Source organism: Mycobacterium sp. E2733, from assembly GCF_001667585.1.
Classification (GTDB): Bacteria; Actinomycetota; Actinomycetes; order Mycobacteriales; family Mycobacteriaceae; genus Mycobacterium.
This window is the reverse complement of record NZ_LZJZ01000020.1, coordinates 85,572-97,675: the sequence shown is the minus strand read 5'-3', so window position 1 is coordinate 97,675 and position 12,104 is coordinate 85,572. Positions and strand designations below refer to the sequence as shown.

General features: G+C 66.9%; 11 protein-coding genes. 7 read left to right on the top strand and 4 right to left on the bottom strand.

Annotation, left to right across the window (positions count from 1 at the left end; all coding sequences use genetic code 11):
• Window positions 1-20: 20 nt before the first annotated feature.
• Complete coding sequence (locus A5678_RS03625) at window positions 21-665, top strand: PAS domain-containing protein (RefSeq protein WP_068038510.1); 645 nt, start codon at window positions 21-23, stop codon at window positions 663-665.
• Window positions 666-672: 7 nt separating this feature from the next.
• Here the strand turns inward: A5678_RS03625 and A5678_RS03620 are convergent, their stop codons facing one another.
• A complete protein-coding gene (locus A5678_RS03620) occupies window positions 673-1,491 on the bottom strand; it encodes an SDR family NAD(P)-dependent oxidoreductase (RefSeq protein WP_068038507.1) in 819 nt (272 codons plus the stop codon).
• 163 nt (window positions 1,492-1,654) lie between these two features.
• On the opposite strand from A5678_RS03620, the gene A5678_RS03615 reads away from it, so the two are divergent.
• From A5678_RS03615 to A5678_RS03590, 6 genes are all read left to right on the top strand, one after another.
• Window positions 1,655-4,414 (top strand): LuxR family transcriptional regulator, encoded by a 2,760-nt coding sequence (locus A5678_RS03615; protein ID WP_068038824.1) that lies wholly within the window; start codon window positions 1,655-1,657, stop codon window positions 4,412-4,414.
• 87 nt (window positions 4,415-4,501) lie between these two features.
• Window positions 4,502-5,269: an SDR family oxidoreductase gene (locus A5678_RS03610; RefSeq protein ID WP_068038504.1), complete on the top strand. Its 768-nt coding sequence runs from the start codon at window positions 4,502-4,504 to the stop codon at window positions 5,267-5,269.
• 32 nt (window positions 5,270-5,301) lie between these two features.
• Window positions 5,302-6,045, top strand: a complete 744-nt coding sequence (locus tag A5678_RS03605; RefSeq protein ID WP_068038501.1) for an SDR family NAD(P)-dependent oxidoreductase — start codon at window positions 5,302-5,304, stop codon at window positions 6,043-6,045.
• A 7-nt stretch (window positions 6,046-6,052) separates the two neighbouring features.
• Window positions 6,053-6,913: an ABC transporter substrate-binding protein gene (locus A5678_RS03600; RefSeq protein WP_068038498.1), complete on the top strand. Its 861-nt coding sequence runs from the start codon at window positions 6,053-6,055 to the stop codon at window positions 6,911-6,913.
• A gap of 76 nt (window positions 6,914-6,989) precedes the next feature.
• A complete protein-coding gene (locus A5678_RS03595; RefSeq protein WP_068038495.1) occupies window positions 6,990-7,712 on the top strand; it encodes an SDR family NAD(P)-dependent oxidoreductase in 723 nt (240 codons plus the stop codon).
• Window positions 7,713-7,819: 107 nt separating this feature from the next.
• Window positions 7,820-9,478 (top strand): multicopper oxidase family protein, encoded by a 1,659-nt coding sequence (locus A5678_RS03590; RefSeq protein WP_068038492.1) that lies wholly within the window; start codon window positions 7,820-7,822, stop codon window positions 9,476-9,478.
• Here the strand turns inward: A5678_RS03590 and A5678_RS03585 are convergent.
• Genes A5678_RS03585 through A5678_RS03575 form a run of 3 tightly spaced genes read right to left on the bottom strand, consistent with a single transcriptional unit; the run spans window position 9,475 to window position 12,103 of the window.
• Complete coding sequence (locus A5678_RS03585; RefSeq protein ID WP_068038821.1) at window positions 9,475-10,299, bottom strand: alpha/beta fold hydrolase; 825 nt, start codon at window positions 10,297-10,299, stop codon at window positions 9,475-9,477. The two genes, A5678_RS03590 and A5678_RS03585, sit on opposite strands and share 4 nt — an antisense overlap.
• Window positions 10,299-11,288, bottom strand: a complete 990-nt coding sequence (locus A5678_RS03580; RefSeq protein WP_068038490.1) for a cyclase family protein — start codon at window positions 11,286-11,288, stop codon at window positions 10,299-10,301. The genes A5678_RS03585 and A5678_RS03580 overlap by 1 nt, the downstream gene beginning before the upstream one ends.
• Window positions 11,276-12,103 carry a coniferyl-alcohol dehydrogenase gene (locus tag A5678_RS03575; protein ID WP_068038488.1) on the bottom strand — a complete coding sequence of 276 codons (828 nt, stop codon included), beginning with the start codon at window positions 12,101-12,103 and terminating at the stop codon, window positions 11,276-11,278. Before A5678_RS03575 ends, A5678_RS03580 begins: the two co-directional genes overlap by 13 nt.
• Between the last annotated feature and the right edge of the window lies 1 nt (window position 12,104).

The following is a 12,104-nucleotide window of genomic DNA, read 5'->3' as shown; positions in this document are numbered from 1 at the left end:
AAATCATCGTGGGGGTAGGGATGTTGTCAGCCAGCCGGCTCTCGGCGATCGAGAACTCGGCGTGGTTTCAGTCGAAGTGGGCTCCCTACCTGTTGACCGATGCAAACTTCCGGATCCGCGCGGTCAACCCGGCCTGTGAGCGCGTGTCAGGGCACCCGCGGGAGGGCCTGCTCGGCCGCCAGCTGTTCGACGTCTTCCCGGATAACCCGGACGATCCCGAAGCGGACGGCGTGGCCAACGCTTCCGCGTCGCTGGAGTTGGTCCTTCGCCGCGGGATCCGGCATTGGCTGGGAGTGCAACGCTACGACATTCCCGACTGGCGGAATCCGGGCGAGTTCGTCTACAAGGTTTGGACGCCCGTAAATTCCCCCATCAAAGAGGGCAAGAAGACCGTCGCCGTGCTGCAGCACGCCCAAGACGTCACCCGCGTCGTGCCGCCGGCGCCCGCCGACCGCGCGTATCCCAAACTGTTCGAGTTGAGGAACGCGGCCGAGGTACTGGCGCGCCAGTTCCCCGACCTACCCACCGAGGCGGTGCTGAGCGTGCTGGCGCATTCTCACAGTGTGATCATGGAAAGTGCCGGCGTGCAAGACTTTCAGCGCGCGGAGGCGTTGGCCAAATTACGGCTGGAAACCCACGCGGGGCATCCCGCGGAAGGGCCCTGACGGCGCCCTAACCGCTCTTAGCCGACTCGGTGCGGGGGCGGACCACCTTCCCGGCGGACGTCCCCCCGTCAACCGGCAGCACGGCCCCGGTGACATAGCGGGACCGATCGGTGGCGAAGTATAACGCCGCCTCGGCGACGTCTTCCGGCGTGCCCTCCCGTTTCAGTGGCCGGTCGTCACTCATCCCCTGGCGAATCCGCGCCTCGAACCGCGCCAGCTCATCGGGGTCCACGTCGACCGCCGATGACGCCAGGATCGGCGTGGGGATGCTGCCCGGCGCGATGGCGTTGACCCGAACTTCGTGACGCGCCAACTCAATTGCGGAGGACTTGGTGAACTGGATGACCGCCGCTTTGGATGCCCGGTAGATCATCACGCCGCCACCCGCCTGGATGCCGCCGATCGACGTCAGGTTGATGATCGATCCGCCACCGGATTCGGCCATGTGTCGGGCGGCATCCCGGGTACCGGCCATCACTCCCAGCACGTTCACCCCCATCACCCGGTGGAAATCGGCCAGGTCGTCGTCGAGCAGTCGGCGCAGCGGGCTCGAGATGCCGGCGTTGTTCACCATGACATGCAGACCGCCGAACTTCTCGACGGTGGTGGCGATCAGCGCCCCGACCTGTTCGGGATCGGAGACGTCCGTCCGCCGAAACGCGGCGTCGGCGCCCAGCGTGGCGGCCAGCTCCTCTCCCCGGTCCGTCTCGATGTCGGCGATCACGACCCGCGACCCCTCGGCCACAAACCGCTCCACAATTCCGCGACCAATGCCGGACGCACCGCCGGTGACGATGGCAACCTTGCCATCCAATTCGTTGACCACCCGACGAGTTAATCGGCGCCGAGCGCGTTAAGTCAAGCAATTGATTTAAGGACGCCGAGGACCCGGCGGCACGTCACCCAGGCGGTCAGCGGGGTCGGTAAGGTCAGAGAGCAATCCCTTACCTGCGGCGGTGTGCGTGACCAACACATTCCCGGCACAACATTTGCGGGGTCGGCGCAGTGAGTGCGCGGCCCTCGATCGTGTGACGTCCGCTGCGCGCTCCGGCCAAAGTCAGGTACTGGTGCTGCGCGGCGAAGCCGGCATCGGCAAGACTGCGTTGCTCGACTTTGTCACCGAGCGCGCCTCGGGCTTCCGCACCACCCGGGTGTCGGGCGTGGAATCCGAGATGGAACTCGCATTCGCCGCCTTGCAACAAGTCTGCGCACCACTGCTCGACTGCATCGATCGCTTGCCGGCGCCTCAACGGGAGGCATTGGACATCGCGTTCGGCCGCAGCGCCGGGCCGGCGCCCGATCGTTTCCTGGTCGGTTTGGCGGTGCTGAGCCTGATCGGCGCGGCGACGGAGAGCCAGCCCCTGCTCGTTCTGATCGACGACGCGCAATGGATTGACCACATCTCGGCACAAACGCTGGCCTTTGTCGCTCGCCGCCTCGTCGCCGAGCCGGCCGCGATGATCTTCGCGGTGCGCGACGACGTCGGCGACGACCTGGCGGGACTGCCGGACCTGACGATCAGCGGCCTCAATTTCGGCGATGCCCGCGCGCTGCTGGATTCGGCCATCGTCGGGCGCTTGGACGATCAGGTACGTGACCGCATCGTGGCCGAGACGCGCGGCAATCCCCTCGCGTTGTTGGAACTGCCGAAGGGCTTCACCGCCGCGGAGCTGGCCGGCGGGTTCGGCCGGCCCGACAGCTGGCCGCTGGCCGGACAGATAGAACAGACATTTCTGCGGCGGATTCGGTCGTTGCCGGAACACGCCCAGCAGTTGTTGCTCACTGCCGCCGCGGAGCCGATCGGCGATACGGCGTTGCTGCTGCGCGCCGCCGAGCAGCTGGGCCTCGCCCCGGACGCGGCGGCCGGAGCCGAGGCGGCGGGATTGATCGACGTCGGGACCAGGGTGCGATTCCACCATCCGTTGGTCCGTTCGGCCGCATACCGTTCCGCGGACGTAATGGAGCGCCGACGTGCTCACCAGGCACTGGCGGAGGCAACCGACCGGGACATCGATCCCGACCGGCACGCGTGGCACTTGGCCGTCGCCGCGCCGGGGCCCGATGAGTCCGTCGCCATCCAACTCGAGCGTTCTGCTGACAGGGCGCAAAGCAGAGGCGGTGTCGCCGCCGCGGCCGCGTTCTTAGAGCGGGCTACCCAGTTGACACCCGACCCGGTGCGCCGCGGAGCCAGGGCGCTCGCGGCCGCCCAAGCTAAACGAGACGTGGCCGCGTTCGACGCCGCGGAGGAGCTACTCACCATCGCGGACTCGGCGCCGCTGGAAGCACTGGAGCGGGCACAAGTGACGCGACTTCGCGCACAAATAGCGTTCGCCCGGAGCCGCAGCGGCGACGCCAGCGCGCCGACGGTATCTGACTCTGCCGTCGGGCTTCTGGATGCCGCGAAGAGCCTGGAGTCACTCGATGACGCGCAGGCGCGGGAAACGTACTTGGAAGCCGTGGGGGCGGCGATGTTCGGCGGACGGCTGTGCCCGCACGGCGGCATTGCGATGACTGCGGCGGTAGCCCGCACGGCACCAGCCCGGCCCGAACCCGCGCGGCCTGTAGATCTGCTGCTCGATGGCATTGCCATCAGGGCCACCGACGGCCATTCCGCGGGAGCTCCAGCGCTTCGCGAGGCGATTGACCGGATCTGCGCGGAAGCGGAAGGCGGCGATTCCGACGTGATGCGGTGGTTCTGGCAGGCCTTCCCCATCGTGCAGGAATCCGCCGCCCACGAGCTTTGGGACGACGACGCGTGGCACCAGCTGGCCACCCAGGCGGTCCGACTGGCCCGGGATGCAGGTGCGCTGGCTGTGCTGCCGCTTGCGCTGGTCTACCGCGCCGGCGTGCACGTGCAGGCAGGTGAGTTCGCCACGGCCGCAGCGCTTATCGAAGAGGCCGAAGGTATCGCCACCGCAACCGGATACGCCCCGACGAAGTATCACTCCCTGACATTGCCGGCCTGGCGCGGTGCCGAAGCCGAGGCAGTGAAGCTCATGGAGGCCGCGCTTGAGGACGGGATCACCCGAGGCGAGGGCCGGGTGATCGGGTTGACCGGGTATGCCACGGCTGTGCTTTACAACGGCCTTGGTCGCTATGGGGACGCATTCAAGGCCGTGCGGCAAGCATGCGAGCACGAGGATCTGGGTCTTTTCGGCTGGTGCCTGGTCGAACTCATCGAAGCGGGCGTCCGCTGCGGTGAGCGCGACGCGGCGCAAGCCGCCCTGCAAAAGCTCGAAGATCGCGCGTGCAGCAACCAAAGCGATTGGGCGGCAGGGATGTTGGCGCGGTCGCGAGCACTGCTTGGCGACGACCGGGTGTCCGAGGGGGACTATCGCGAGGCGATCGAGAGGCTCGAGCGTACCAGGATTACCGTGCACCTCTCCCGAGCTCACTTGGTCTACGGGGAGTGGCTGCGCCGTTGCAACCGTCGTGTCGACGCGCGCGCGGAGTTACACACCGCACACGAGATGTTCGCGCGAATGGGAGCTGACGGATTCGCCGAGCGCGCGCGCCGGGAGCTCATGGCGACGGGCGAGAAGGTGAGCAAACGGTCGGCCGCGTCAGGAGACGAGTTGACCGCCCAGGAAGCGCAGATTGCCCGGCTGGCCGGCGAGGGCATGACGAATCCCGAGATCGCCGCCCAACTGTTCATCAGCACTCACACCGTGGAGTGGCATCTGCGGAAGGTCTTCGCCAAGCTCGGCATCACCTCGCGTAGGCAACTGCGGGGAGCGACCACGCACTGACTACGGACTTCCAAGGGTTCGAGTGGCCCGTGCCCACGCGATGCTGAGAACGTCAGTTCATCGCAACACATCGGGAGGGTGCGGAACATGAAGGTCTTGGTTATCGGCGGCAGCGGGCTCATCGGTTCCCAGGTCGTCACCAATCTGACAGAGCTGGGACATGAGGCGGTCTCGGCGTCGCCGCGCTCGGGGGTCGACAGTGTGACCGGCGAAGGTCTCGCCGAGGCGGTAGCGGGTGTCCACACCGTAGTCGATGTGTCCAACTCGCCGTCGTTCGACGACGACCCCGTGATGCGGTTCTTCACCACATCGACGAAAAACCTTCTCGCCGCGGAGCGCGAGGCCGGCGTACGGCACCACGTCGCGCTCTCGATCGTGGGCGCCGACCGCGCCCCGGACAGTGGCTATATGCGGGCCAAGGTCGCGCAGGAGAAGTTGATCGAGGAATCGGGACAGCCGTATTCGATCGTGCGGGCGACTCAGTTCTTCGAATTCGTCGAGGCCATCGCCGATTCGGCAACCGAAGGTGACACGGTCCGCCTGCCGGTCGGAGCGTTCCAGCCCATCGCCGCCAAGGACGTCGCCGCGGCCGTTACCCAGGCGACAGTCGGCGCCCCGACCAACGGCATCACCAATATCGCCGGCCCCGAGAAGCGCGGCATGGACGACTTCATCAGGGCCGCCCTGACCGCATCCGGTGACCGCCGTCAGGTAGTGGGAGACCCCACGGCCAGCTACTTCGGCACCGGGCTCGACGAACACACCATCGTTCCACTGGACAGCGAGGATCCGACGATCTACCCGACCCGCTTCAGCGACTGGATGGCCTCTCGGGCACCCAGCGGCGCGCATTAGCCTGCCGGCGCGCTGAAGGGGAGGCGACAGCAATGCCAAGGGTGGCGTTGATCACCGGGGCCAGCCGGGGCATCGGCGCTGCGACGGCGCGGGTCCTTGCCGAACGCGGGCTTCGGGTGGTGGTCAACCACCGCGCGAGCGGCCCACAGGCCGAGGAGGTGGTCGCCGGCATCACCTCGGCCGGCGGCGACGCCGTGGCGGTTCAGGCCGACATCACCGTGCCGGGTGAGGTCTCCGCCATGGCCGACGGGATCGCACAGCGCTGGGGCGGCGTGGACGTAATGGTGCACAACGCCTTGATACCGTTCGCCGTCACCTCCTTCGCCAACCTCACCTGGGAGCAGCTTGGCGGCAAGGTGGATGCGGAGCTGCACGCCGCGTACACGCTGACGAAGGCGGTTGTGCCGGGCATGATTTCCCGCGGCTATGGCCGGCTGATTTTTCTCAGCACCGGGCTGTCCCGCCGACCGCGCGAAGGCATGATCGCCCTCGGAACGGCGAAGGCCGCCCTGGACCAGTTCGTCCGCTATGTTGCGCTCGAGCTGGCACCCCACGGGATCACCGCCAATCTCGTCGCACCGGCCACCGTCAGCGGAACGACGGTGACCCGACAACTCACACCCGAACGGATGCATGAGCTCGGAGAGGCCGCCCCGATGGGAAGGCTGGTGACCCCGGACGAGGTCGCCCACACGATAGCGTTCCTGGCAAGCGAGGACTCCGGCTTCACCACCGGCCACTACCTGCCGGTCAACGGCGGCCTTGCGATGGACTGATCACCCCATGCACACGATCGACTTGGCCTACGTCGGGCGCGGCATTCACGAAGAGCTCATCGCCTACGTCGCCGATCAGGAGGGCTACTTCGAAGACGAAGGCGTCCACGTCGCCGTGAGAGACGGAATCGCCTGGGACACAGAGCGCCTACGCTCCTGCGCGACGATCGGGCTTGGACGCGCCGTCTTATCGCGGTTGACCGACGGCATCGAGTGGACGGTGTTGAGCGTCAACACCCACCGTCCGTTGTTCTGGTTCCTCGGCGGCGCCGGCGTGACGTCCATGGCGGACCTGCGCGGACGCAGACTGGCGGTACATGCGGCGCACACCGCTCCCGGTTGCTTCGCGCGAATCGTGCTGCGCCGCTGCGGCATTGACCCCGATAGGGACCTGGAGTGTGTGGTGCGCGCCCCGGGCGACTACCAGATGGATTTGCGAAGGCTGCGCGATCATTCCATCGATGCCGCTTACGTCGGCAGCACCCTCGCACCCGAGCAGGTCGCCGAGGAAGAGGGTTTTCACGTTCTGGCGTGGGTGGGAGATCACTTCCAGATCCCGACCGTCGGAGTGGCGGTGGACGCGACTCGGCTTCAGGTTGACAGCCCCGCGGTGCAGGCCGTGGTGCGGGCCAACCGGCGCGCCCTGCAGACGCTTGCCGACCGGCCAGGCCTCGCCGTCGATTACCTGGCATCGTTCCTGGACCGGCTGACGCGGGCAGAGGTGCAACGACACTACCAGCGCTACATCGCGCCAGACTTTACCCGCGACGGCCGGGTGGACCTCGACGTCGCCCGGCGAGCCGTTGATGCGGTGGCGGCCGAACTCGGCGTCGCCTCAGCCTCTGCCGAGCAGATCTACCGGTGCTGACAAGACCCGTGGTCGCCGCACAGCTCATCCTCAATCCGCAAAACGACCGCCCCAACGGATGTAGGAGGTCTCCCCGATGGAACTGTTGGACCACAGCGCCGTGATCACCGGGGGTACGTCCGGCATCGGTTTTGAAGCCGCGCGGTTGCTCGCAAGCGAGGGCGCGACGGTCATCATCTCCGGCCGAAACAACGACAGGGGCTTGCAAGCGGTCGCGGCCATCGGTAAGAATGCGCGCTTTGTCCAGGCCGACATGGCCGACGCCGAGTCCGTGAATTCGCTTGTGCAGCAGTGCGGCGAGGTCGACATCATCGTCAACAACGCCGGCAGCTTTCCGTCGGCTTTGACTGTCGAACAGGGCATGGCGACCTTCGAGACGATGTTCGACACGAACGTTCGCGGCGCCTACTTCCTGGTCGCTGGCCTGGTTCCGGGAATGTTGCAGCGCCGGCGCGGCAGCATCGTCAACGTCACCACGATGGCAGCGTTCAAAGGGATCCCCGGCGCGTCGGGCTACAGCGCCTCCAAGGCCGCGTTGGAATCACTCACCCGCACCTGGGCCGCCGAGTTCGGGGCGTCCGGGGTGCGGGTGAACAGCGTTGCGCCCGGCCCCACCCGCACGCTCGGGGTCGCGGCGGAATGGGGCGACGTCAACGAAGAGCTGGGACGAGCATTGCCGCTCGGGCGCACCGCATTCGCGTCGGAGATCGCCGAGGCGGTCCTTTTTTTGAGCTCTCCTCGGTCCAGCTTCGTCACCGGCTCGACGCTGCACGTTGACGGCGGCGGCGCCGCCGTCTGAGCGGAGGCCAGTTCGCCTCGGGTTCGGGGTTGGCGATTGCGCTCCGCCGACGCCCCGGCGCGGTATAAGACAATGGGGTGAGTCGAGGACGAGACGAGGAGCGATCGATGCCCGGGTTACCCACCAGCGATGCGCCCTTCGACAGAACGCGCCTCACCAGACGGGGATTCATGGCCGCCGGCATCGCGGGGGGATTCGCGCTGGCGGCCTGCAGTCAGTCCAAGCCCCCGCTATCAGGCAGCGCCCAGATGTCGGCGGCCATCGCCGCCGCCGAGGCCGCCCGGCCGCATAGCGGCCGCACCGTCACCGCCAGCCTCACCGCCCAGCAGGTCCAGGTCGACCTGGGTGGACCGGTCGTCCGCACGCTGGCCTACGGCAACACCATCCCCGGCTCGCCGATCCGGGCCAGGATCGGCGACGAGCTTGTGGTGACCGTGTCTAACCGGCTCGACCGTCCCACGTCGCTGCACTGGCACGGCATCGCGCTGCGCAACGACATGGACGGCGCCGCCCCCGCCACCCCGAACATCCCTGCCGGCCAGGACTTCACCTACCGGTTCTCGGTCCCGAATTCGGGCACCTACTGGGCCCATCCGCACACCGGTCTGGACGCCGACATGGGCCTATACCTGCCGGTCATCGTCGATGACCCAACCGAGGGCAACTTTGACGCCGAATGGATTGTGGTTCTTGATGATTGGACGGACGGCGTCGGGAAATCGCCGCAGCAGCTCTACACCGAGCTGACCAGCCCGAACAAGCCCGCGCCGCCAAGCACTCCCGAGACCACGCCGGCCACTTCGACGACGGCCACGACGACCGCTGAGACCTCGACAACCTCGGCCACCAATGAGACCACGACGACCTCGTCCACCAGCGAAACCTCGACGACGTCGACCAGCCCCACCACGCCGAGCAGTCCGACCACCCCGACGGCCGGGGCCGTCGGCAGGAGTGATCTGCTGGGCGGCGACGCCGGGGACATCGCTTACCCCTACTATCTGGTCAACGGCCGAATTCCCGCCGCTCCTATGACCTTCAGCGCGAAGCCCGGCCAGCGCATCCGGATCCGTTTCATCAACAGCGGCTCCGACACTACGTTCCGGGTGGCGCTGGGCGGCCACTCGATGACCGTCACCCATACCGACGGATACCCGGTGGTACCGGTCCAAGTCGACGCCCTGCTCATCGGCATGGCGGAGCGCTACGACGTCATCGTGACCGCGGCCGACGGCGTTTTCCCGCTGGTCGCACTCGCGGAAGGAAAAAATGCCGTGGCGCGGGCGCTGTTGTCGACCGGGTCGGGCAGCGCATCCGACCCAGGCTTTCAACCGCCCGAACTCAACCGACGGGTGGGCACGGTGGAAATGTTCACGGCCACAACGCCGGTCAACCTGGGCCGGCCCCAGCCCGGCCTCGACCTACCGGTGGTACTGGGCGGCAACATGGCCCAATACAACTGGACGATCAACGGAAAGCCTTACAGCGCCACGGAGCCGTTGCACGTCCGGGAGGGGGAACGGCCCACCATCACGTTCGACAACACCACGATGATGTATCACCCGATCCACCTGCACGGCCACACTTTCCAACTGATCAAGGCCGACGGCAGCCCCGGTGCTCGCAAGGACACCCTCATGGTGCTGCCCAAGCAGAAGCTGGCCGCCGTACTGGTGGCCGACAATCCGGGTATGTGGATGCTGCATTGCCACAACACCTATCACCAGGAGGCCGGCATGCAGACCCGCCTGGACTACGTTTTCTAGACCGCGGCGGCGAGGAAGTCGAGCAGCAGCTGATTCACCGCCGCCGATTGCTCGATCTGCGGGCAGTGGCCGGCCTTGTCGACCACGACGGAACGCGCGCCGTCGATTTCCTTGGCGACCTGCGCGGCCCACCCGGCCGGAAGGAGCTTGTCGTCTCCCCCCTCGACGACCAGCGTCGGCACGGTGATGCGCTCGTAGGGTCGGGTGCTCGAGGCCGTGGCGGGCGGCGCGGCCCCCGGGCGACGAAACCGGGCCGCGGCGACGGCCTCCCACGCTCCCGGCGCGGTGCTCGACTCATAGCGGCGCCGCACATAGTCGTCATCGGCGGGATAACCCGGGTCGTGGAACAGGGCCTCGACGATGCGCCGCATGCCCGGCATCGTCGCGTCGTATTGCTGTAGCGCCTCGAAGTGCTGATTCTGCTGGATTTCGCCGCCCCCGCAGATGATCGTCAGACTGCGGACGGGCAGCAACGGTGTCGCCGAGGTGGCGTCGGTGAGCAGGTTGATGGCACCCATCGAGTTGCCCACGAAGTGCGCCGAGTCGATGCCGAGCAACTCGCAGAACCGCGCCACGTGCCGGATCCGCATCCCACGCCCGTCGACGAAATCGATGACCTTCGCCGACTGGCCGAAGCCAAGCTGGTCCGGCGCCAGCACTCGGTATCGCGAGGCGAGTGCGGAAATGTTGCGTTCCCAGCCAAGTTCGGCGCTCGCACCGAACTCGCCGCCGTGCAGCAGTACCAGCGGGTCGCCGTCGCCCGCTTCCAGATAGCTGGTGACCAGCCCGTCGACCGTCGTGGTTCTGCGCTGCATCTGCATCATTTGATCGCTATGGGATTAACCGGTGAGCCCACTGCCCCAACGAACCTCAGGGGCGGCGCGACGAGCTGGAACTCGTAGACCCCGTCCTCGGCACAGTCGGCGGCCAGTGCGGCAAGGTCCCAGTACTCGCCGAGCATCATTCCCATGTCACGCAGCGTCAGCAGGTGGAAGGGCAGAAACACTCCGTCGACACTTGACACCGGGTCTTCCACCTGCAGGTTGTCGGAGGCGACCGCCGCGACGTCGTGATCGTGTAGCCACGAGGCGCATCGCCAGTCCACTCCCGAGTACAGCTCGGTCTTGTTCCCGGTCATGAGAAACCTTGTCCACCAACCGGTCCGGATGAGGACGATGTCGCCGGGTTCGATGGTTACGCCCTGTGCGCGGACCACGTCATCCAATTCCTCCGGGCTGATCGGGTTTCCGTGTTCCAGGAATACCTCGGCGCCGCGATGGCGGACCAGGTCCAGCAACACGCCGCGCGAGGTGATGCCCTTGCCGTCGACCTTCTCGATTCCGAGATGGAAGGCCCCCAGGCTGGTGACCGAACTCGCCGAGAAACCGTTGTAGAGCTTGTCCTCGTAGTACACGTGCGACAGCGCGTCCCACTGGGTGGCGGCCTGCAGCGGCATGATGATCATGTCGTCGTTGAAGCGGAAGAGGTTGTCGACGAAGTACGGACCCATCTGCGCCGCCGTCGGGTTCCGTTCCCACCCCGGTCCGTACCGGGGAAGCGAGTTGGCGTCGCCACCGTCCACCGTCATCACGTGTATCGGATTGTGCCGGAACCCGAAGGCGCCCTGCGGACCTGACGAGCCGAAGTCCACCCCGAGCGGAAACACCTTGCCGTGCCGGACCAGGCCGGCGGCCTGGGCAACCTTCTCCGCGGTGATGAAGTTCAGCGTGCCCAGCTCGTCGTCAGCGCCCCAGCGCCCCCAATTGGAGACTTCGCGGGCGGCCCGGCGGAAGTCGGTCACGCTGGCCACGGCGCTCCTTTCTCGAGTTCGCAGGCGATGGCAGCCGCCACGTTCCCGCCGTCGACCCACAACACCTGGCCCGAAATATAGCTGGCTGCACGGCTATTCAGGAAGAGCAGGGCCGAGGCTTGCTCGGCGGGGTCGGACACCCGCCCCAGGGGCTTGGGTATGTCGTCAAGGAACGCCTGCCCGTACGCGGTCCGAAGCTGGTCGAGGATCGGGGTCTCGGTCACCCCGGGACCGGTGCAGTTGATGCGGATCCCCCGCCCGCCAAGGCGGGTGGCGCTTCGCATGGTGTAGAGGATGATCGCTTCCTTGGAGAACTGATAACCGCCGCCCGCCAGCGCGTCGGGATGGGCGTGGCACCATTCGATGCCTTCCTGCATGGTCGTGGTGTTCAGTAGCGGCGCCACCGCCTGGAGATGGTCGCGGTACCCCGCGGCCGCCAGCGAAGAGACGCTCACGATGGACGACCCCGCCGGCATCTTCGGAATCAGCGCCTCGGTGATATGCCGCAGCCCAAGGAAATTGATGGTGACGACCAGTAGCGGATTTCCGATACCCGACGAGACGCCGGCGACGTTGAAGAGCGCGTCGACGTCCCCGTCGACTGCGGCGACCGCAGCGTCGATGGATCCTTGATCGGCGAGGTCGACCTCGTGGAAGTCGTTGATTTCGAGAGCGGGCGGACGTTTGTCGAGTCCGACGACTTCGGCCCCCAGCTCCGTCAGCTGGCGCACGACGTGCTCGCCGATGCCCGACGCGCAGCCGGTCACCACCGCGCGGCGGCCGTCATAGCGCCACAGCTCGTCGATCTCTTCCAAG

Bases quoted from the DNA above. Each gene is read 5' to 3' on its own strand.
- A5678_RS03595 (WP_068038495.1), top strand. From the start codon at position 6,990: ATGGAACTGTTGGACCACAGCGCCGTGATCACCGGGGGTACGTCCGGC.
- A5678_RS03610 (WP_068038504.1), top strand. From the start codon at position 4,502: ATGAAGGTCTTGGTTATCGGCGGCAGCGGGCTCATCGGTTCCCAGGTC.
- A5678_RS03585 (WP_068038821.1), bottom strand. From the start codon at position 10,299: ATGCAGATGCAGCGCAGAACCACGACGGTCGACGGGCTGGTCACCAGC.
- A5678_RS03625 (WP_068038510.1), top strand. From the start codon at position 21: ATGTTGTCAGCCAGCCGGCTCTCGGCGATCGAGAACTCGGCGTGGTTT.
- A5678_RS03600 (WP_068038498.1), top strand. From the start codon at position 6,053: ATGCACACGATCGACTTGGCCTACGTCGGGCGCGGCATTCACGAAGAG.
- A5678_RS03590 (WP_068038492.1), top strand. From the start codon at position 7,820: ATGCCCGGGTTACCCACCAGCGATGCGCCCTTCGACAGAACGCGCCTC.
- A5678_RS03605 (WP_068038501.1), top strand. From the start codon at position 5,302: ATGCCAAGGGTGGCGTTGATCACCGGGGCCAGCCGGGGCATCGGCGCT.